The sequence below is a fragment of the Planotetraspora sp. A-T 1434 genome, from assembly GCF_025420585.1.
Classification (GTDB): domain Bacteria; phylum Actinomycetota; class Actinomycetes; order Streptosporangiales; family Streptosporangiaceae; genus JAOEGB01.
This window is the reverse complement of the sequence record NZ_JAOEGB010000019.1, coordinates 134,344-154,943: the sequence shown is the minus strand read 5'-3', so window position 1 is coordinate 154,943 and position 20,600 is coordinate 134,344. Positions and strand designations below refer to the sequence as shown.

Sequence of the window (20,600 nt, the reverse complement as noted above, 5' to 3'; positions counted from 1 at the left end):
GCAGTATGACCAGGGTGATCGAGCGCGCCGACCAGCTCGTTCTGGAGTACGTCAGCAGGGTGGCGGACGCCGCCCACGGTCGGCTGCGCCCGGATCAGCGGCTCGAATTCGTCCGGCGGCTGCGGGAGCGCGTCGAGCAGGAGCGCGGCGGGAGCGACGACGCCCGGCACGTGCAGAAGGTGATCGCCCGGTTCGGGCCGCCCGGCGCCCTGGTCGACAGGGAGATCCGCAGGCTGGCGGCGGCGCACGAGGCCGCCCAGCCGATCGAGGAGCGCAGCACCGCCGTCATCCCCGTGGTCGTGGACCGCGCGGGGCCGAGCGTGCCGCCGCCGGGACGGCGCCGCCTGCCGACGGCCGGTCGGCGCACGGCCGGAAGTCCGCGCGCGGCTCGGCGCAGCGAAGTCGCGGCGGTCCTCCTGAACCACCGGCGGGAGACGCTGGCGATGTCGCTGCTGGCCGTGGCCGGGCTGCTCGTCCCGTTCCGGTTCGCGGCCGTGGCGATCTTCCCTGTTCCCGGGCTGGTGTGGGCGCTCGGAGCGCTGACCGTGCTGGCGTGCGAGGCGTGGTCGTTCAACGACCGCGTGATCGGGCTGTCCACCCCCGTGGTCGCCTACCTGGCCGGAGGGACGCTGCTGGGGGCGGCCCGCGCGGGGAGCGGCGACATCCAGTCGTTCCTCGCGGCCTTCCACAGCGTCAGCGGCGTGCTGTTTGTGCTCGGGACCGCCGCCGGGGTGTTCTGGCTGGCCCACCGGCTGCTCAATCCACCGTCCCCGCCGCCGCCACGGCAGCTCGTCATTCGCCGCTGACCGTACGCCCCTGACCGACACGCTGACCGACCCGGGACGGGCCGATAATCCGCTGGCATGTCGATCTGTTGATGTGCAGGCTTACTTCACGGAGTAGGGGGTCCGCGTGGGCCCTCTGTGGGCATAACCTACATCCATCACCTTCACGACAGTCTGAACGAGGTCACCCCTGTGCCGAGTGGCAAGGTCAAGTGGTACGACGCCGACAAAGGTTTCGGTTTCCTCACCCGCGACGACGGCGGTGAGGTCTTCGTGCATTCCTCCGCGCTGCCCAGAGGCGTGGACGTCCTGAAGCCGGGACAGAAGGTCGAGTTCGGTGTGGCCGAGGGCCGCCGTGGCCAGCAGGCCCTGTCGGTCAGGGTGCTGGAGCAGCCGCCGACCCTCGCCAAAGCGGCCAGGCCGAAGGCCAAGCGCAAGAAGCCCGACGAGATGGTGGTCATCGTAGAGGACCTGATCAAGCTGCTCGACGACGTCTCCAACTCCTACCAGCGGGGCAAGCACCCGGACGCCGCCCACGCCAAGAAGGTGGCGAGCGTCCTGCGAGCGGTGGCCGACGACCTCGACGGCTAGATGGGGGCCGCCTCAAGACGGCGGCGTCTGAGCGCGACCAGCCAGCCGAGGCAGGCCACGAGTCCGGCGGAGATCACCGCCAGCGCGGCGGGTCCCGTCGTGAACAGCGACATGACGAGGCCGAGGAGGCCGCCGAAGACCCAGGCGATCTGGAGCAGCGTCTCCACGACGCCGAAGGTCGACGACCGGACCTCCTCGCCGATTTCGCGCTGCACGATCGCGTCGAGCGCGAGCTTGCCGAGACCCTGGGCGAACGCGCCCACCAGGGCCACGACGACGGCCGTCCACAGCGTGAAGACGAAGGCCGCCCCGATCGTGGTGACGGTGGCGAGGGCGAGCGTGACCAGCACCGTCAGGTGCGGTGAGCGGGAGCGGGTCCACGAGGCGACCACCGCCCCCGCGAGGCCGCCTCCGCCCGCCGCCGCCGCGAGCACGGCCAGCGCCACCGTCGGGTCGAGGCCGTTGAGGTGCCTGTCCTGCACCAGGAAGAGCAGGAAGAACACCAGGAACCCCGCCTGGACGCGGATGGCGGCGTTGGCGGTCATCGCCTCGGCGACCACGGGGCCCACGGTGAAGACCGTTCGCCATCTGGGCGGTAACTCCGCCGCGGCCTCCGGGTCGGGCGTGTCGAGTTCGAGGTCGGGTGTGTCCACGTGGCGCGGGAGCCGTACGGCGAACACTCCGGCGGCGAGGAAGAGCGGCATCGTGGCGCGCAGCACCCAGTCGGGCCCGATGAGGGCGGCGAGCCCGGACGCCACGCCCGCGCCCGCCCCGGCGGAGATCAGCGCGAACAGGGCCACTCTGGCGTTCGCCGTGACGAGCGGGATGTCGGCGGGCAGCACGCTCGGCATGATCGCCGCTCGGGAGACGTTGTAGGCCTTCGACAGGACGAGCACGGCGAGGGCTGACGGGAAGAGCGTGAGCGCGTCGGACGAGTGGACCGCGCCCGCCATGCCCCAGCACAGCAGCCCGCGCGCCAGCAGGGTCCCCGCCATGATGTAGCGGCGGCCCGAGCGGAACCGGTCCAGCACCGGCCCGACGAAGGGCGCCACGACGGCGAACGGCACCATGGTGATCAGCAGGTACAGCGCGACCTGGCCGCGCGCCTGGCCGACGGGCAGCCGGAACAGCAGCGCGCCCGCCAGCGACACGGTGATCAGGGCATCTCCGGCCGAATGCGTGGCGGTCAGCTCGATCAGCCGGCCGAGACCGGTGCGGTCCGCGCCCTGCGCATGACTGAGCCGCCGGGTGGCTCGTCCGGGCGCTCCCACCACTCGGACAACTTTGGCCCAAATATTCACCATAGGCACCGACATCCCTTCCATCGTTACCCCATCAAGCCGGTGCGGTCCGCTCGCGGCGTGGGTGAAAATGGAGTGTGAGTCGTACCCGAATCCGAAGCACTCCAGTCGACCAGGCGTGCGCCGCGGCCGTCGACCTCGCCCGAGAGGCCGCCGAGCGGATCGCGCGCCCCGGTGAGGTCGGAACGCATCTGGGCTTCGAGAGCGAGGGCGACCGGGTCGTCACCCACTACTTCGAGTGCCTGGACCGGGCCTACAGGGGCTGGCGGTGGGCCATCACCGTGACCCGCGCCTCCCGGGCCCGCAACGTCACCGTGAGCGAGACCGTGCTGCTGCCCGGCTCGGGCGCCCTGCTGGCCCCGCGCTGGGTGCCGTGGAACGAGCGCCTGCGCCCCGGCGATCTCGGCGTGGGCGACCTGCTGCCCGCAGAGGCCGACGACGACCGGCTGGCCCCGGGCTACACGGCCACCGAGGACGACGACGGCGACCAGCAGATGATCTTCGAGTACGGGCTGGGCCGGGTCCGCGTGCTGTCGCCCCTCGGCCGGGATCTGGCCGTGCGGCGCTGGCACTCCGGCGAGGCGGGGCCGCACAGCCCCATCGCCCACGCCGCTCCGGCGCAGTGCTCGACCTGCGGGTTCTACTGGCCGCTCTCGGGCGCGCTGCGGCTCGGCTTCGGCGTCTGCGCCAACGAGTACGCCCCGGACGACGGCCGGGTCGTCGCCGCCGACCACGGGTGCGGCGCCCACTCGGAGGCCACCACGGTGCCCTCAATGGTCATGGATGCGGTGCCGCCGATCCTCGACGACATGGGCTATGACGACCTCATGGAGTCCGGCTCCGTGGACGAGACGGAGTCCGAGCCCCTTGGCCACTCCTGACATGTTCGACACCCAGAGGCTGCGCGAGACGGTTCTCGCGGCATGGACGGCGTCGCCCGCCCGCTTCCGCGAGGACGCGAACGCCGAGGAGGACTTCGCCCTCGGCGGCTACCGTGACCGGCTCGTCGTCGAGCTGGCCCAGAACGCGGCGGACGCCGCCCTGCGGGCGGGTGTGCCCGGCCGCCTGCGGCTGACCCTGCGCGACGGGGTCCTCCTCGCGGCCAACACCGGCGCCCCGCTGGACGCGACCGGCGTCGAGGGGCTCTCCACGCTGCGGGTCTCCGGGAAGAAGGGCGAGGCAGGCACGGCCGGCCGGTTCGGCGTCGGTTTCGCCGCCGTGGTGTCGGTCTCCGACGAGCCGTCCATCTTCTCGCGGGAGACCGGGGGCGTCCGGTGGTCGCGCGAGGAGACGAGCGCCCTCGTGGCCGGCCGTCCCGAGCTGGCCGCCGAGCTGACCGGCCGCGACGGTCACGTGCCGCTGCTCCGCCTGCCGTTCCCCCAGGACTCGGTGGAGGTTCCCGAAGGCTTCGACACGCTCGTACGGCTCCCGCTCCGCGACCAGGCCGCCGAGGAGGCCGTGCGGCGGATGCTGGAGGAGGCCGGCCCGGCGTTGCCGCTGGCCATGCCGGCGCTGGAGGCCATCGAGATCGAGGTCGACGGCGGGTCCCGCACGATCTCCGCCGAGGGCTGGCACGTCGTCACGGAGTCGGGCGTCTTCACGCCCGAGCAGGTCGCCGAGCTCTTCGCGGACCGCCCGACCGAGGAGCGCGCCCGGCCGTACTGGCAGGTTCGCTGGGCCGTCGGCGGGCGGCCGGGAGACGTCCCGAGGGTCGTCCACGCGCCGACGCCGAGCGACGAGCCGCTCGACCTGCCCGCGCTGCTGATCGCCACCTTCCCGCTGACGACGGACCGGCGGCATGTCGCCCCCGGCCCGCTCACCGAGTTCCTGGTCGCCCGCGTGGCCGAGACCTACGTCCGGCTGCTCCAGGAGCTGCCGCGGACCCCGGCGCTGCTCGACCTCGTGCCCGGCCTGATGGGCAAGGGCCAGCTCGACGCGGCGATCCGCCGCGAGATCATCCGGCTGCTGCCGGACACGCCGCTGCTGCCCGTGATCTCCGGCGATGTCGTGCCGGGCAACCAGGCGCGGGCGGTGGCAGGCTCGCAGGACTTCCTGGAGAAGATCGAGGGCATCGTCCCCGGCCTGCTGCCCGCCGGCTGGGCGTCGCGGCATCCGGGCCTCACGACGCTGGGCGTCAGGCGGGTGGAGCTCGCCGACGTCGTGGACATGCTGTCGGGCGAGGCCGTAGAGGACAAGGACCCGTCGTGGTGGCGGTCAATCTACGAGGTGCTGCCCGCCGACGACCTGGAGGCCATCGGGGCGATCCCGGTCCCGCTCGCCGACGGCCGTCTCGTCCGCGGCCCCCGGGGGACGCTGGTCCTCTCGGCGGCGCTCGACTCCTTCGGGGTCAGTCCCCTCGACCCCGCTCTGCTCGCGCCGCTCGGGCTGCGGATCGTCCATCCCGACGCGGCGCATCCGCTGCTGCTCAGGCTGGGCGCGGCCGAGGCGACGCCGCGCACCGTCCTGGAGGACCCGCTCACCCACGCCGCCGTGACGGAGTCGCTCGACAGTGCCGACCCCGAGCCGGTGGCCCAGGCCGTCCTGGCGCTGGTGGACGCGGCCGGGCTGACGGCGGGAGAGGCGCCGTGGCTGGCCGAGCTGGCGCTCCGCGGCGCCGACGGCGAGCTGTACCCGGCGGGCGACCTGCTCCTCGCCGAGGGTTCGCTGGCCGGGCTGATCGACCAGGACGTGCCGTTCGGCGTGGCCGCCCCCGACCTCGTGGAGAAGTACGGCTCGCGGGTGCTGGCGGCGGCCGGGGTGCTCGACGGGTTCGCGGTGGTCAACGACACCGACGTGCTGCTCGACCCGGCGGAGTGCGACCACGACCTCGACCTCGAGGAAGAGTGGCTGGAGGCGGTCCTCGACCTGCTGCCGGAGCTGGACGTGCCTCCCGTGGCCCGGGAGTTCGCCGCCGTCCGCGACCTGGAGTACGTCGCGGACTGGTCCTCCGCGCTCGCCCTGCTTTCGCGGCCCCCGCTGCGGGCCGCCCTCCTGCCGTTGCGGGTGCTGGTCGCGGGGGAGACCGTGGAGGTCCCGTCGTACACGGCGTGGTGGCTGTCGAGGCACCCCGTGCTCGACGGCAGGCGCCCCACGTCGCTGCGGCTGCCCTCCGGCGACCCGCTGCTGTTCGGCCTGTACGGCGACGCCCCCGAGGGGATCGACGGGGCCGCGCTGACGATGATCGGCGTCCGTTCGTCGCTGGAGGAGCTGCTGGCCTCGCACGGCGGCCCCGAGGAGCTGCTCGACCTGCTCGCCGATCCCTCGGCCGAGGTGGACCGGGCCCAGCTCCGGGCCCTGTGGATCGCACTCGCCGCGGTGGACCCGGCGCGGGTGCGGCCGCCGCAGGCGGTCCGGGCCGTGCTGAAGGGCTCGATCGTCGTGGCGGACGCCGAGGAGGGCCCCGTCGTGGTGGAGGCGCCCGACCTGCTGACCCTGGTGGAGGACCGGCCACTCGTGCTGGCGCCGTTCGATCTGGCCGAGGCGCTGTCGGAGGTGCTCGACCTGCCGCTGGTCGGCGAGGTCGTCACCGGCGCGGTGACGTCGTCCGGGATCGAGCGGCCGGTGCCGTCCGAGGTGCGCTCGCTGCTCCCGTCGGCTCCGCTGAGCTACGTGGAGCACGACCGGCTGCTGGTGGACGGCACGCCGGTGCCGTGGCGGTTCTTCGAGGGCAAGGTCCACGCGTCCGGCGTCGAGGGGCTGGCCAGGGGCCTCGCGTGGGCGGCGGGGCAGTGGGGCGACCGGCTCGCCGTCGCGGCACTGCTCCGCGACCCGGGCAGGGTCCCGCTGCTGCTCGCCGAGGCCGACCTCGACCCCGTGAAGTCTCTCTGACTCGTCAGAGGCGTTGGCGCCGGGAGTCGCGGCGGCGGACGTAGAGCAGGCCGAAGAGGCCCAGCCCGATGCCCGCCACGCAGGTCCAGGTCCAGACCGGCCAGGTGGTCGCCGGTCTGACGACCAGCACCACGACGAGGGCCACCGCCCACAGCGCCGTCCCGACGAGGATGGTCAGGGTGTCGTTGGTCTTGAGGGGCTCGGGATCGGGACGGCGCGGCTCGTTCACGGGAGCAAGCTTAGGAGACGCCGCCCGCCGGATGCTTGTATGACAAACTCATCACAAAAGGACAACTCTGCCTCCTGTGCCCTTTTCGCAGGTGGTAGGCCCCTGTCACTCTGCGCGCGTGAGTGAGACCAATACTCCCAGTCCTTTTGACCGATACTTCGCCATCTCCGCCCGTGGTTCGTCGGTGGGCCAGGAGATCCGGGGCGGCTTCGCCACGTTCTTCACGATGGCCTACATCGTCGTGCTGAACCCCATCATCATCGGGACCGTCGCCGACAAGACCGGCCAGTTCCTCGGGGACGGCGAAGTCCCCAACTTCCCGCTCGTCGCGGCGGCCACGGCCTTCGTGGCGGGCGTTCTCACGATCGCGATGGGCGTCTTCGGCCGTGTGCCGTTCGCCCTGGCCACCGGTCTCGGGCTGAACGCCTTCGTCGCCTTCGGCATCGCCAGTCAGATGTCGTGGGAAGACGCGATGGGCCTCGTGGTGCTGGAAGGCATCGTCATCGCGATCCTGGTGCTCACCGGCTTCCGGGTGGCGGTGTTCCACGCGATCCCGGCGCAGCTCAAGACCGCGATCAGCGTGGGGATCGGCCTGTTCATCGCGCTCATCGGGTTCGTCGACGCGGGCTTCGTGCGGCGCATCCCCGACGCCGCCGGCACCACGGTCCCGGTCAAGCTGGGCGTGCTCGGCAACGGCTCGCTGACCGGATGGCCGACGCTGGTCTTCGTCGCCGGCCTGCTCGTCACGGCGTTCCTGGTCACCCGCAAGGTCAAGGGCGCCATCCTCATCGGCATTGTGGCCACGACCGTGCTGGCCATCGTCGTCGAGGCCATCGGGCACATCGGCCGGCAGGTGGTGAACGGCAAGCTGGTCAACCCCAACGGGTGGAGCCTGAACCTGCCGGCCTTGCCGTCCAAGGTCGTCGGCGTCCCGGATCTGTCGCTGATCGGCCAGTTCAGCCTGTTCGGCGGCTTCGCCAAGGTGGGCGGTCTCGCGGCGGTCATGTTCGTCTTCACGCTCATGCTGGCCGACTTCTTCGACACCATGGGCACGATCGTCGGCGTCGGTCGCCAGGCCGGCCTCGTCCGCGAGGACGGGTCGGTCGAGCGCACCCGCGAGATCCTCCTGGTGGACTCACTGGCCGCGGCAGCGGGCGGTGCGGCGAGCGTGTCGTCGAACACGACCTACATCGAGTCGGCGGCCGGAGTCGGCGAGGGCGCCCGGACGGGCCTGGCCAGCGTGGTGACCGGCCTGCTGTTCCTGCTCGCGATGTTCTTCGCGCCGCTGACCGAGATCGTGCCCTTCGAGGCCGCGACCCCCGCGCTCGTGATCGTCGGCTTCCTGATGATGACCCAGGTCAGGGAGATCGACTTCAACGACTACGAGACCGCGATCCCGGCGTTCCTGACGATCGTGCTGATGCCGTTCACCTACTCGATCACCGCGGGCATCGGCGCGGGCTTCGTCAGCTATGTCGTGATCAAGGCCTGGCGGGGTAAGGCGGGCGAGATCCACCCGTTGCTGTGGCTCGTGGCGGCGCTCTTCGTCGTGTACTTCGCGCTGGAGCCGATCAAGAGCCTGCTCGGCCTGTGACTTTGCGGAATGCCGACATGCGGCATAAAGTTAGCAAAGGTAATGACTTATGCTAACGAACACCGAGAACCTACGCAGCGACGCCGGGCTCGCATCCGCGTTGCGCGTCTCGCTGGCGCGGCTGACCAGGCGGCTGCGCAAGCAGAGCGCGCACCACTCGCTGACGCCCACCCAGCTCGCGACGCTGTCCGCTGTCGAGCGCCACACCGCGATGACCCCCGGCGAGCTGGCGGAGCACGAGAAGGTGCAGCCGCCCTCGATGACCCGGGTGGTCGCCAAACTGGAGGAGCGGGGCCTGCTGGAGCGCAGGCCCCATCCGACGGACCGGCGGCAGGTCACGGTGAGCGTGACGGAGAAGGGAGCGGCGCTGCTCAAGGAGGAGCGCCGCACCAAGGAGGCCTGGCTGGCCCAGCGCCTCAAGGAGTTGACGCCGGAGGAGAGGGCGACGCTGCGGTCGGCCGCCCCGATCCTGGAGAGGCTCTCCCAGATGTAGGCGGCCGAGATGTAGGCGGCCGAGATGCGGGCGGGATGTTCAGGTCCCTGCGCAACCACAACTACCGGCTATTCGCGTCCGGCGGGGTGGTCTCCAACATCGGGACCTGGATGCAGCGGACCGCGCAGGACTGGCTCGTCCTGGAGCTGACCCACGGCAGCGGCTCAGCCCTCGGAGTCACCGTGGCGCTGCAGTTCCTCCCCATCATGCTGTTCGGGCTGTGGGGCGGGATGCTCGCCGACCGCTACCCGAAGCGGCGCGTGCTCGTCGTCGCCCAGTCGCTGATGGGCCTGCTGGCGCTCACTATGGGCGTGCTTGTCATGACCGGCGCGGCCCACGTGTGGCACGTCTACGCCATGGCGTTCACGCTCGGCCTGATCGCCTGCGTCGAGGTGCCGACGCGGCAGTCCTTCGTCGTGGAGATGGTCGGCCGCCGGGACCTGCCCAACGCGATCGCGCTCAACAGCTCGACGTTCAACCTGGCCCGGGTCGTCGGACCGGCCCTCGCGGGCGTGCTCATCTACTGGATGGGCACCGGGCCGATCTTCCTCCTGAACGCGGCCTCCTTCGCGGCGGTGATCACCGGGCTGCTGCTGATGCGCGCGTCGGAGCTGCGCAGCCCCGAGCCCGTCCCCCGGGCCAAGGGCCAGCTCAGAGAGGGCCTGCGTTACGTCGGCACGCGCCCCGACCTGCTGCTGCCGCTGCTGATCGTGGCCTTCATGGCGATCTTCACGCAGAGCTTCTCGACCAGCATCGCCCTCATGGCCAGGCAGGTGTACGGCGCGGGCGCGTCGTCGTTCGGCATCGCCTCCAGCGCGTTCGCCGTGGGCGCCCTCGCGGGCGCGCTGCTGGCCGCCCGGCGGGTCAAGCCGAGCCAGCGTTTCCTCATCGCCGGGGCCGTGTGCTTCGGCCTCTTCCAGGTCGTCGCCGGGCTCGCCCCGGGTTACGTGGTCTTCCTGCTCATGCTCGTCCCGGCCGGGATGGCGATGATCACGGTGAACACGACGGCCAACACCATCGTGCAGCTCGGCGCGTCGCCCGCGATGCGCGGCCGTGTCATGGGGATCTACGTGCTGGTCTTCACGGCCGGCGCCCCCGTCGGCTCGCCGATCGTGGGCTGGCTGTCCGAGCTGGCCGGTCCCAGGGTCGCCGTCATGACGGCAGGAGGGCTGAGCGTGGTCGGTGTCGGCCTCGCCGTACTGGTGACGAGGATCGTCGCGGCCCGGACCGGGGTGCAGGCGGAACAGGCGCAGGGGGAACAATCGGCGCATGAGCAGGTTGTTCGTCGCGCTGCTGCCACCGCCTGAGGCGCTGGCCGAGGTCGCCGCGGCGGTCGATCCCGTCCGGGCCCGCTGGCCGGAGCTGCGCTGGATCGACCCGGCGCTCTGGCACGTCACCCTCGCCTTCCTCGGCGAGGTCCCCGACCGGGTCCTGCCCGACCTGCGGGTACGGCTGGCCCGGGCGGCCTCCCGCCACGAGCCGGCGACGCTGGCCTTCACCGGTGCCGGCGCCTTCCCTTCGGCGGCCCGCGGGAGGCTCTTCTGGCTCGGCCTGAGCGCAGACCCGCCCCTCACGAGTCTCGCGGGCTCCGTCGCGGCCGGCGCCAGGCGGGCCGGGGCCAGGCGGGCCGGGGCCAGGCCGCCAACCACGGAGACGGACCGCAAGCGGTTCCATCCCCACCTGACCCTGGCCCGTTCACTGGCCCGTTCACTGGATCGCTCACGTAACGGCGACGACCTGCGGCCGCTCGTCGGCACGCTCAGCGCGTTCACCGGGCGCGAGTGGGAGGCGCGAGCCGTACAACTGGTGCGAAGCCATCTCGGTTCGCAGGTTCGGTACGAATCGGTTGAGGCCTACCCACTCGGCAGTCGGGACTAGGCTCCAAGGCGTGGATCGTCCTCGTCGATGGCTGCTGCCCACGGTGCTCGCACTGCTCGTGCTCATCGTGGTGATCGGCGCGCTGCTGCGCTAGCGGTCACCAGGCGTACGCCTCGGGGGCCGTGCCGCCGGGACCCGGGAAGATCTCGTCAAGACGGGCGAGCGCCTTCTCGTCCAGCTTGATCTCCAGGACGCGGAGCGCGCCGTCGAGCTGCTCGATCGTGCGCGGCCCGATGATCGGCGCGGTGACGGCCCGCTGGTGGAGCAGCCACGCGAGGCCCACGTTGGCCGGCTCCTCACCCAGCTCGTCGCAGAAGGCTTCGTACTGCTCGAGCTTGTCCCGATGCTTTTCCAGCCGGGCCACCACGTGGTCCGAGGCCGAGCGACCCTTCTCGATCTTCCTGAGCACGCCGCCGAGCAGGCCGCTCGCCAGGGGGCTCCACGGGATCACGCCGATGCCGTAGTCCTCGGCCGCGGGCAGCACCTCCAGCTCGACGGTCCGGGTGAGCAGGTTGTAGTGGGACTGCTCGCTGACCAGGCCGAGGAAGTTGCGCCGCTTGGCCGCCTCCTGGGCCTTGACGAGGTGCCAGCCGGCGAAGTTCGAGGAGCCGACGTACAGGATCTTGCCCTGCTGCCTGAGCACCTCCATGGCCTCCCAGAACTCATCGAACGGCGTGTTCCGGTCGACGTGGTGGGCCTGGTAGATGTCGATGTAGTCGGTCTGCAGGCGCTTCAGCGAGGCGTCCGCGGCCCGCCTGATGTTCAGGGCGGACAGCAGGTTGTCGTTCGGCCAGTCGCCCATCGAGCCGTACAGCTTGGTGGCGATGACGGTCTTCTCCCGGCGACCGCCCCCCTTGGCGAACCAACGGCCGATGATCTGCTCGGTGATGCCCTCGCCCGTCTTCCAGCCGTACACGTTGGCGGTGTCGAAGAAGTTGATCCCGACTTCGTGGGCGCGATCCATGATCGCGTAGGAGTCCTCCTCGGTGGTCACCGGCCCGAAGTTCATCGTGCCGAGGCAGAGCTTGCTGACCTGGAGGCCCGTGCGGCCAAGTTGTCCATATTCCATACCGCCACCCTATGGAACGAGGGATCGTGACGGGGCTCCGGGTGGTGTGTGCTTCACAGAGTGCTGATCGTTTCGAGGTGTGCGCGCCGCGCGCGGGGAGCGGGCATCGGGAATGATTGCCGCATGGGGACCTCGTGGGGGAGATCAAGGGCTGCGAAGGCGATGCCGGTGAGGCCAGTGTCCTGGCTGGCGGTGTCCTTCCTGGCCGTCGCGTCGCTGGTTCCCTCGGTCTTCTTGGTCGCGTTCGCCCCTTTGGCCCCCGCGAGGGCGCGAGCCGATGGCGACCGCGTGCTGTTCACGTTCAAGGACAAGCGGATCACCGAGTCCAGCGGCCTGACGGTCTCTCCCACCCACGACGGCATCGTCTACACGCACAACGACAGCGGCGACGGACCCCGGTTCTTCGCCGTCGGCCTCGACGGCCGCACGCGCGCGACCTTCACGGTCGCCGGAGCCGTGGCGCGGGACTGGGAGGCCATGGCGTCCTCCGTCGATCCGCAGACGGGTCGCGGCGTGCTTTGGATCGCCGACATCGGCGACAACCTCGAAGGCGCGTGGCCGGACGTCTCGATATACAAGATCATGGAGCCTCGGACCATCGCCAGCGCGACTCTCCCGGCGACGCGCTACCGCTTCCGCTACGAGAACGGCGCCCGCAACGCCGAGGGGATGATGGTGGACCCGCGCAGCGGCAGGGTCTACATCGTGAGCAAGGAATTCTCCGGGTCCGTCTACAGGGCGCCGGCGAAACTCAGGGCCGACCGGGTGAACATCCTCCGCCGTGTCGGCGAGGCGCCGATCATGGCCACCGACGCCGCCTACGCCCCGGACGGGTCAAGCTTCGTGATCCGCACATACTTCTCGGCGACGGTCTACCGCTCGCCCGGCCAGGTGATCGCGCACGTCACGATGCCCGCGCTGCGGCAGGCCGAGTCGATCGCGTACACGCGCGACGGAAAGGCCCTGCTCACAGGGTCGGAGGGCGCGGGCAGTCCGGTCTACGAGGTGCCCCTGCCGGCTGAGGCCCGCGCCCATCCGTCGCCCTCCGCCGCCGCCGAGTCCGCCCAGCCCGCTGAAGACCCCAGGCCGCGTACGGCGAAGCCCGTCGCCACGCCCCATCCGGCCGCGGCGTCGCGGGAGGCCGATGACGGCCTCCCGGTTTCGATGATCGCCTTATGGGTCGGGGTCGCCGTGGGGGCGATCGGCATCATCTCCTTCATCGCCTGGCGGACCGCCCGCTGAGCCGGTCTCGCGGCTCTCGCCGTCCGGCTGTCAGGCTCGCGCGTACACGCGGTGGACGAACTCGGCCAGCTTGCTGTCGGGCAGTTCCTTGGCCAGGTCGGCCTCGCTGATCATGCCGACGATGCGGTGATTGTCGATCACGGGCATTCGCTTGATCTGGTTCTCCTCCATCTTGGCCAGCGCTTCCTCGACGCTGGTGTCGGCGTCCACCCACACCAGCCCTCGGGCGAGCTCGCTCGCCGTGGCCTGGTCGACGTCTCCGCCTTCGGCCAGGCACTTCACCACGATGTCGCGGTCGGTGATGATCCCCTTGAGACGGTCGTCGTCTCCGCAGATCGGCAACGAGCCGACATTCAGATCGCGCATCATCTGCGCGGCCCTACGGAGGGTGTCGTGCTCTCCTATGCACTCGGCCCCTTCGTGCATGACGTCCCGAGCCCTCTTGCTGGCTCCCTCTCCGATCATCGGTGCACCTCCGATCTATTGACCCAATGGGCCTTATGCCCGATTTGTACAGAAATCACCGTGGGGTGAGGCCGTCACATCCGGCGATCTCACGCCGGGAAGGAGTGGTGAAGTGCGTACTTACGAGTAACTAAGTAGCTCGACGCATGGCGAGGATGATCAGACTGCGAGATCGTCCTGGCATGCGATTCGAGGGTTCCCCCCGGTGCCCGGACTGCGGTGAACCGCTGACCGGTCCGAGCGCCGCCTGTCCGGCCTGCGCCCTGCCGCTGGACGGCCCCGTGGCCGCCGAGTTGTGGCAGGTGGACGTGGCGCTCGCCGACCTCAGGACGCGGGAGGCGCAACTCCTCGCCAGGCGAGAGGAGCTTCTCGCGACACTGCGGGCCGCTCGCGCGGTGACCTCATCCCCGACGGCCCCAGGACCGGTTCCAGAACCGGCTGCCGGGGAGAGCGCACTTCCGGCAGCCTCAATCCCGGTTTCGGAGCGGCCCCCTGGTGCCGCGGGGCAGCCGAAGGACATTTCCGCGAAAGCCGTACAGAACCTGCTGCTGGGGCTCGGCGGGACCCTGCTCGTCGTGGCGGCGATCGTCTTCACGGTGGTGAGCTGGGGACACCTCGGCATCGGAGGCCGCGCCGCTATCCTGCTCGCATTCACCACTCTGGTCCTTGCGGCTCCGGTTTTGTCGCGTGCGCGTGGTCTCGCCGCCACCGCCGAGACCCTGTCCATGCTCGGCCTGGCTCTGCTGTTCCTCGACGGGTACGCGGCCCGGCAGGTCGGGGTGGCCGGACTCGATGGCATCGATCCGCAGAACTATACGGCTGGGCTGATCGCGGTCGTGGCCGTGTCATTCGGGGCATACGGGCGGCTCACCCGGCTCAGGCTGCCCGTTCCGGTGGCGATCGTGCTGGCGCAGTTTCCCCTCGCGGTCTTAGCCTTTGACCGACACGTCCTGTGGCTGCTCTGGGCGTTGATCGCCACCGCCGCCGCCGACGCGGGGGCCTGGGTGCTCTGGCGCCGGACGACGGCCGCCATCTGCTTCGGCATCGTCTGGTCGCTCGGAGCGGCGGCCGGAGTGCTGGAGTCTCTGGAGACGCACGATCTCCCGGGTGCGCTGAAAATCTGCGGCGTACTGGTCGTCGCCGTGGCCCTCGCGCTCTTCATCGCCGTCCGAGCGGCCAAGCTGTGGTCGCCGGCACTCGGGGCCGCGTCCTCGATCACACTCATCGCGGCGCTGGCTCCTCCCGTACGCGTGGACTTGGACAGCCGCTGGACGGGCGTCTCCGGGCCGCTCGCCGCCCTGGTCGTCGTGGTATTGGCTGTCCTCGCCTCCCGCGTGGCATCCCGTCCTGGTATTGCCGCTTCCGTGCCTCACAAGGGTTCGGCTTTGCGGGCCCTCGGCGGCGCAATGGCGATGACGGCCGTGCTGACGGCGGGCCTGACCGCGATGCCGGTGCTGCCGCCGGTGTTGAACGCCCTCGTCGGGCCTCTGCGTTTCCGGGCGGTCTGGGAAGGCATCGGGTCCGGCGGTGTCCGCGACATCATGCTTGGGCCGGGCTCCGAGTGGGTGGTCGCCGGACCCGAGTTGGTCGTGCTGGCCGCGTTCGCGCTCGCCTGTGCGATCGTGACGCTGTTGCCTCTTCCCGGGCAGCCAGTGGGACGGCAGGGCCAGCCGGACCAGGCCGATAATCCAACCCAATGGCGGAATGTGCTGCTCGCGGTGGCATTCGGACTGGGCGTGGTGACCGTAGCCGTCTGCCCAGTCGCGCTGAACCTGCCCTATGCCGTGGCGATCGCAGTACAGCTCCTGCTGACAGCCTCTCTCGCCGCGATCTCGACGAGGGCCGCCGCGAGCGCGAGGGCCGCCGCGGTGGGCGTTCTCGCGCTCGCGGCGGCGATGGAGGCGTGCGCCTGGGCCCTCGTGTCTGAGCAGGCGACCCTGATCGTGCTCGGCGCCTTCACTGTCACGGCCGCCGTGACCGCCGTGACCGCCTTGGCCGCCCCAATGCCGGCCGCCGTACGCACCGGTGCGGCGGCGACGGGTGTGGGGGCCGGCTCGGCTGGGGCCGCCGTACGCAGCGGTGCGGCGGCGACGGTCGTACGCGCCGGCTCGGCCGCGGCGGCCACGTTGCTCGCCGGCAGCGAGGCGGTCGCAGCATGGCTCGCCGCCGACCTCGGCTCGCGATTCGTCACCTTCGTCCTCCTTGGAGTGGCGTGTCTGTCCGCGATCGGCGCGCCGCTGCTCAAAACGGGCCAACGGGTTGCCGTCGAAATCTCGGGATATTTGCTGGGATTGGCCGGATTGTTCCTCGCCGCCGACCTGCGGATGTTCAGCCTCGCTTGTGCCGTGGCCGGCGTCCTCGGTCTTGGTACGGCACTGCTGAAGGACCGGCGAGTGGCAGGGTATGTCGGCACCGGCTTCCTGCTGTTGGCCAGTTGGACTCGTCTCTTCGCGGACGGGATCGATGTCGTAGAGGCCTACACGGTGCCGTTCTCCCTCGTGTTGCTGCTGATCGGCTGGTTGCGGGCGCGAGAGTCGTCGTCGTGGCTGTCCTACGGCTCTGCCCTCACGTTCTCCTTGGGGCCGAGCCTCGTGGTGGTCTACGCGCAGCCTGAAGGCTGGATCCGCCCCCTGACGCTCGGGCTGGCTTCTCTCGCGGTCCTGTTGGCCGGTGCGAGATTCCGGCTTCAGGCGCCCGCCGTGCTCGGCGGGTTCACACTTGCCGCCGTTGCCGTACACGAGCTCGCGCCCTGGATCGCCCAGCTTGTGACGGCTGTGCCCCGGTGGGTGCCGATGGCGGCGGGCGGTCTGGTGCTGCTCCTGGTCGGGGCCACCTACGAAGCCCGCCTGAAGGACATCCGCCGGATCCGGGACGGGATCCGAGCTCTTCACTAGTCACGCGGTCAGAGTCTCTCGACGAAATGCTCGCCACGAAAGGCGCGCTCGACCAGCTCGATCGACTTGCCGAGCCGTACGAGACGGGGACCTTCGCGACGGTAGGTCTCCAGGACGGCCTCGATGGCATGGGGAGGGAGGTGTTCCTTCAGGTCGACGGCGGCTCCGCGATAACCGTCCCGAGCCGCCTCGATCGAGGCTTGCACATGCTGTCTCGCCATCCGTGCCAGTGCGAGCGGGTGGCGGCGCAGCACCTCGTAGGCGCGATAGTCCGGCGGCACGGCGTCGAGCAGCCATGCCACGGCCGAGGTCTCCCAGTCAGGGCTGCCCGGCGGCCGGACCTCCGACGGCCATCCCGGTGGCAAGTACACGAATACCACCATAACGAACAGCAGTTCGATCTAGCGGACACCTCGTGTCGCATGTCTATCCGTGTCCGCATGTCTATCCGTGTCGCATGTCTATCCGTGTCGCATGTCTATCCGTGTCGCATGTCTATCCGTGTCGCATGTCTGAGGAGGGGCCGCTGCCGAGCGAGGTGATGCCCGGCGCAATTTTCGGGACATTTGCCTTTTTGGGCTAAGGTCCATATCGTGCGGCGGGCGATTCCGTGATCGGCGTCAAATCGGCGGCGGTCGACAGGAATTGGCGGCAATTGGCGGCGTTATCGCGGGGCGTTTTTGTCGGTGGTGGTTGGTAGTTTTACCGTGTGATTGTCGAACGGCAGCAGATCCCCGAAGGGCTCGCGCGGATGGCGCCCGGCCCGGGGCTCGCCGCCGTGCTGGACGGGCTGGATATCGCCCGGTTGAGCGGCTACGACGCCGTGCTCGTGCTGCAAGCCTACGCCCGCCTCGAAGCCCACGTCCAAGCCCGCAAAGCCGCCGTCATGGCCGAAGTCGGCTTGTATGAGCCGTCCCCGGGCGACATGAAGAAAATGCCCCGCCCGGACAAATACTCCGCCGACGAAATCCGCGCCGCGCTGGTGTTGACCCGCCGCGCCGCCGAGCGTGAATACGTCTTCGCCTATGACCTGTCCACCCGTCTGGCTGCCGTCCGCCACGCCCTGGCGGCCGGGACCATCGACAAAGCCCGCGCACTGGTCTTCCACGACTGGCTGGAGGGCGTCCCCGACCCCCTCGCGCACGCGGTGGCCGGTCATCTGCTCCCGAAGGCGGGGGCATGCACGACCAGCCAGCTGAAAGACAAGATCAAGACGCTGCTGGTGGCGGCCGACCCGCAGTGGGCGCGGCGCAAGTATGAGCGGGCGCTGCAACGCCGCCGCCTCGAAGGGATGCGGCACGCCGACGGGACCGCGACCATCACCGGCCACCAACTGCCCGTGGATCAGGCGGCCGCCGCCATCGCCCGGGTGGACGCGATCGCTCAGCAGGCCAAACGCGCCGGTCTGCACGCCCCGATCGACCACATCCGCACCGATGTCTTCCTCGGCTTGCTCGACGGCACCCTGACCGGGCTCGACGACGACGCCATCACCGCCATCCTCCTGACCAAAGCCCACAACCCGGATCCCCTCGACGCCGAAGACGACTACGACCCCCACCTCAACGACCAGCCACACGACAACGACCAGCCACACGACAACAACCACGACGCCGACCAGCCCCACGACGGTCGGCCCAACGACAACGCCTACGACGCCGGCCGGCCCAACGACGACGCCCCCGACGCCGTCCAGCCCTACGACAACGCCCACGACGCCGGCCGGCCCCACGACGGTCGGTCCCACGACGGCCGGTCCAATGACGACGCCGACCCTCGGGAGCCCGCCGACCCCGACAACCCTGACAGTCCCGATGGCGCCCAGACCCTGGCTCGGACCCGTCACACCGATGACCCCGGCGCCCACAGCGCGTACGGCGTTCACGACCGGGCCGGAACGGGGGGCGTGGCCAGCACCGACGCCACCGGTGGCAGGCGAGCCGGGGACGGCGACGGCGACGGCGACGGCTCCGACGGTACGGACGGCCCCGGCGGTGTGCGGAGCGGGGGTGGCCCCGGCGGCCCGCGCGACGGGGACGGCCACGGCGGCGGGCAGCAGCCGACCGGCACCCTCCAGGCGGCCGGACACACATCGGGCACGGTAGCAGGCGCCGACACAGCGGACGGTGCGGCAAGTGCGGACGCCGGCCACGGCGCAGCGGGCGCCACCACGCACGCCGCAGATAGCGGGGTCGAGGCCGCCACAGGCAGTCCGGGCGGCGTAGCGGAGGCCACCACGGGCAGCTTGAGCAGCTCGGGCGTGGCGGTTGAGGCCGTCCCGGAGGCCTCGGGCGGGGTCAGCATGGGCAACGGGGGGAACGCGGGTGGCGGGGGCGGTGAGGCTGCAGCCTCGAAGGCGGCGCAGGGTGGTGGGGTGGCCGGCCTGTTTTCGGGTGGGGCGGGGTTCGCGGCCGGGGAGGTGCGAGTGCGGGTCTCCACCCTGATGCACCTGGACGACCTTCCCGCCGAGCTGGCCGGGTGGGGGCCCATCCACGCTCAGCTCGCCCGCCGCCTGGCCAAACGCCAGATCAACGGCGAATGGCGGTTCGCGATCTGCGACGACGACGGGCAACTGCTGTTCGCCGGGATCACCTCCTACCGGCCCGCCGGATGGCCCCGCCGCCCCGCCACCCCAACCCGGGCACCACGACAGAAACCACCACAACAGCAACCACAACAGCAGCCATCGCGACCGCAACCGCCATCGGCAGCACAACAGGCATGGGAGCCCGCGCCGGAACCGCCATCGCCACAGGTAGCAGACCAGCCATCAGAACAGGCATCGGAACAGGGACCCGAACACGCCCAGGGACAAGCGGCGGGACAGGCATCGGAGCAAGCAGCGGAACGATCACAGGCGCGAGCGGCGGTGCGGACGGCACGCGGATCGGTCCGACGACGGGGCATCGTCGAACTACAGATCCCGCTCGCCCTGCTGCGCCGGTGGCACTCCGACCTCGCCGCCGTAGGCGCCGGATGGGCCCGCGTCATCACCGACATCACCCGCCAACTCGACGACGCCATCGCCGACAGCCACACCACCGACGCCCACACGGACAGCCACGCCGAAAAGGACACAGGCATCAACACGGGCCCCCGTGCCGAAGCCGACGCCCGTGCCGAGGCCGACCCTTGTGCGGAGGCTGACCCTCGTAATGAGGCCGACTCTCGTGGCCAGGCCGGGGACGTCTGTGCTGAGGCCGTCGAGGCCGCCAGCCCTCCAACCGAGGACGGCCAGGCGCAGGCCGCCGAGGCCGTGAGCGAGAAGGATCAAACTTGGGGCGGGCGTCCGGTTCGGGGCGGGAATGCTCGTCCTGATGGTGTGGATGAGCGGCGGCGGTTCGCGAGGGCCGGGTTGCGGCGGTGGGTACAGATCCGCGACCGCGTCTGCACCCACCCCGGCTGCCGCGCGCCCGCCACCCGGTCCGAGCTCGACCACACCCACCAGCACGGCCACGGCGGGCCCACCACCGACCGCAACCTCGGCGCCGCCTGCGCACACGACCACGACCTGCGCGACCACGGCTGGCGCGTCATCCAACCCCGACCCGGCCACCTCATCTGGATCAGCCGCACCGGCCACCGCTACCCGGTCACACCCCCGCCCATCATCGAACGCCTGCCCGAACCGATCATCCCGGCCATCCCGGCCATCCCGGCCACTCCCGAAACGGTGCCGGAAGACGACCTCCCGCTGCCATCCACCTGGGAATACGGCCCGCTGTGGATGGAAGAACCACGGCCTCAGCCTCCATGTGGCAACGACCCTCCGAATGATGAACAGCCTCCGCCCGGTAGGGACCCTTCGGTCGATGAACGGCCGTCGGGTGAACGGGCTGTGCCCGGCGACTGTCGTACAGCCCCGGAAACGGACATCCCGCCCTTCTGAAACCTGGGGTGGAAGGGACCGGCCTGACCTGCGACAAGAGCTGCGGGACCGTGAGTTAACGCACCGGATAGGAGCAGTGAGGAGACATTCGGGAATCTGGGGGACGAAAGGGCGACAGCGCGCGCCCCATGTGGGCGGCGGCTGGTGCGGCTCGTGAAATGCGCCAAGCTCGTGAAATGGCCAAGCTCGTGAAATCGCCAAGCTTGTGAAATGGCCAAGCTCGTGAAGCGGACGGGCTTACGAAGCGGGGTCAGGTATGAACACTGAGCGGAACGCGGACGCCACCAGGAGTTGCGGACGGCGCCAGGAGTTGCGGAGGGCGCGAGGAACGGATGCGTCGCG

General features: G+C 70.6%; 16 protein-coding genes. 11 read left to right on the top strand and 5 right to left on the bottom strand.

The window, feature by feature from the left end; all coding sequences use genetic code 11:
* Window positions 1-5: 5 nt before the first annotated feature.
* Together N5079_RS24095 and N5079_RS24090 are read left to right on the top strand one after the other, a co-directional pair.
* Window positions 6-806: a hypothetical protein gene (locus N5079_RS24095; protein WP_261586279.1), complete on the top strand. Its 801-nt coding sequence runs from the start codon at window positions 6-8 to the stop codon at window positions 804-806.
* Window positions 807-977: 171 nt separating this feature from the next.
* Entirely contained in the window at window positions 978-1,376 is a 399-nt protein-coding gene (locus tag N5079_RS24090) for a cold-shock protein (RefSeq protein WP_261586277.1), read from the top strand.
* Here N5079_RS24090 and N5079_RS24085 read toward each other — a convergent pair.
* Window positions 1,373-2,650, bottom strand: coding sequence for an MFS transporter (locus N5079_RS24085; RefSeq protein WP_261586276.1), 1,278 nt, complete (start codon window positions 2,648-2,650; stop codon window positions 1,373-1,375). The genes N5079_RS24090 and N5079_RS24085 overlap by 4 nt on opposite strands.
* 104 nt (window positions 2,651-2,754) lie before the next feature.
* Between N5079_RS24085 and N5079_RS24080 the strand changes: the two genes are divergently transcribed.
* On the top strand, window positions 2,755-3,558 hold the full coding sequence (locus N5079_RS24080; protein ID WP_261586275.1) for a DUF3027 domain-containing protein: 804 nt from the start codon (window positions 2,755-2,757) through the stop codon (window positions 3,556-3,558).
* A gap of 1 nt (window position 3,559) precedes the next feature.
* Complete coding sequence (locus tag N5079_RS24075) at window positions 3,560-6,505, top strand: sacsin N-terminal ATP-binding-like domain-containing protein (protein ID WP_261586274.1); 2,946 nt, start codon at window positions 3,560-3,562, stop codon at window positions 6,503-6,505.
* Between the two features lie 4 nt (window positions 6,506-6,509).
* Here the strand turns inward: N5079_RS24075 and N5079_RS24070 are convergent, their stop codons facing one another.
* Window positions 6,510-6,734: a DUF2530 domain-containing protein gene (locus N5079_RS24070; protein WP_261586273.1), complete on the bottom strand. Its 225-nt coding sequence runs from the start codon at window positions 6,732-6,734 to the stop codon at window positions 6,510-6,512.
* Between the two features lie 118 nt (window positions 6,735-6,852).
* Here N5079_RS24070 and N5079_RS24065 point away from each other — a divergent pair, with 118 nt between their 5' ends.
* The 4 genes from N5079_RS24065 to thpR are packed head-to-tail and all read left to right on the top strand — an operon-like array spanning window position 6,853 to window position 10,699.
* A complete protein-coding gene (locus N5079_RS24065) occupies window positions 6,853-8,328 on the top strand; it encodes an NCS2 family permease (protein ID WP_261586272.1) in 1,476 nt (491 codons plus the stop codon).
* A gap of 49 nt (window positions 8,329-8,377) precedes the next feature.
* Window positions 8,378-8,821: a MarR family winged helix-turn-helix transcriptional regulator gene (locus tag N5079_RS24060; RefSeq protein WP_261586270.1), complete on the top strand. Its 444-nt coding sequence runs from the start codon at window positions 8,378-8,380 to the stop codon at window positions 8,819-8,821.
* A 35-nt stretch (window positions 8,822-8,856) separates the two neighbouring features.
* Window positions 8,857-10,128: an MFS transporter gene (locus N5079_RS24055; RefSeq protein WP_261586269.1), complete on the top strand. Its 1,272-nt coding sequence runs from the start codon at window positions 8,857-8,859 to the stop codon at window positions 10,126-10,128.
* On the top strand, window positions 10,091-10,699 hold the full coding sequence (gene thpR, locus N5079_RS24050) for an RNA 2',3'-cyclic phosphodiesterase (RefSeq protein WP_261586268.1): 609 nt from the start codon (window positions 10,091-10,093) through the stop codon (window positions 10,697-10,699). The genes N5079_RS24055 and thpR overlap by 38 nt, the downstream gene beginning before the upstream one ends.
* A gap of 97 nt (window positions 10,700-10,796) precedes the next feature.
* Here thpR and N5079_RS24045 read toward each other — a convergent pair whose 3' ends face one another.
* The gene (locus tag N5079_RS24045) at window positions 10,797-11,768 is read right to left on the bottom strand and encodes an aldo/keto reductase (RefSeq protein ID WP_261586267.1); all 972 of its coding nucleotides are present in this window, start codon (window positions 11,766-11,768) and stop codon (window positions 10,797-10,799) included.
* A gap of 168 nt (window positions 11,769-11,936) precedes the next feature.
* Here N5079_RS24045 and N5079_RS24040 point away from each other — a divergent pair, with 168 nt between their 5' ends.
* Window positions 11,937-13,010, top strand: coding sequence for a hypothetical protein (locus N5079_RS24040; RefSeq protein WP_261586266.1), 1,074 nt, complete (start codon window positions 11,937-11,939; stop codon window positions 13,008-13,010).
* Window positions 13,011-13,040: 30 nt separating this feature from the next.
* Here the strand turns inward: N5079_RS24040 and N5079_RS24035 are convergent, their stop codons facing one another.
* Entirely contained in the window at window positions 13,041-13,475 is a 435-nt protein-coding gene (locus tag N5079_RS24035; protein WP_261586265.1) for a CBS domain-containing protein, read from the bottom strand.
* A 182-nt stretch (window positions 13,476-13,657) separates the two neighbouring features.
* On the opposite strand from N5079_RS24035, the gene N5079_RS24030 reads away from it, so the two are divergent.
* Window positions 13,658-16,369 carry an SCO7613 C-terminal domain-containing membrane protein gene (locus tag N5079_RS24030; RefSeq protein WP_261586264.1) on the top strand — a complete coding sequence of 904 codons (2,712 nt, stop codon included), beginning with the start codon at window positions 13,658-13,660 and terminating at the stop codon, window positions 16,367-16,369.
* 8 nt (window positions 16,370-16,377) lie between these two features.
* On the opposite strand, the gene N5079_RS24025 is transcribed toward N5079_RS24030, so the two are convergent.
* Window positions 16,378-16,740, bottom strand: a complete 363-nt coding sequence (locus tag N5079_RS24025) for a hypothetical protein (protein ID WP_261586263.1) — start codon at window positions 16,738-16,740, stop codon at window positions 16,378-16,380.
* Window positions 16,741-17,078: 338 nt separating this feature from the next.
* Here N5079_RS24025 and N5079_RS24020 point away from each other — a divergent pair, with 338 nt between their 5' ends.
* Window positions 17,079-20,258 (top strand): HNH endonuclease signature motif containing protein, encoded by a 3,180-nt coding sequence (locus N5079_RS24020; RefSeq protein ID WP_261586262.1) that lies wholly within the window; start codon window positions 17,079-17,081, stop codon window positions 20,256-20,258.
* Window positions 20,259-20,600: the final 342 nt, after the last annotated feature.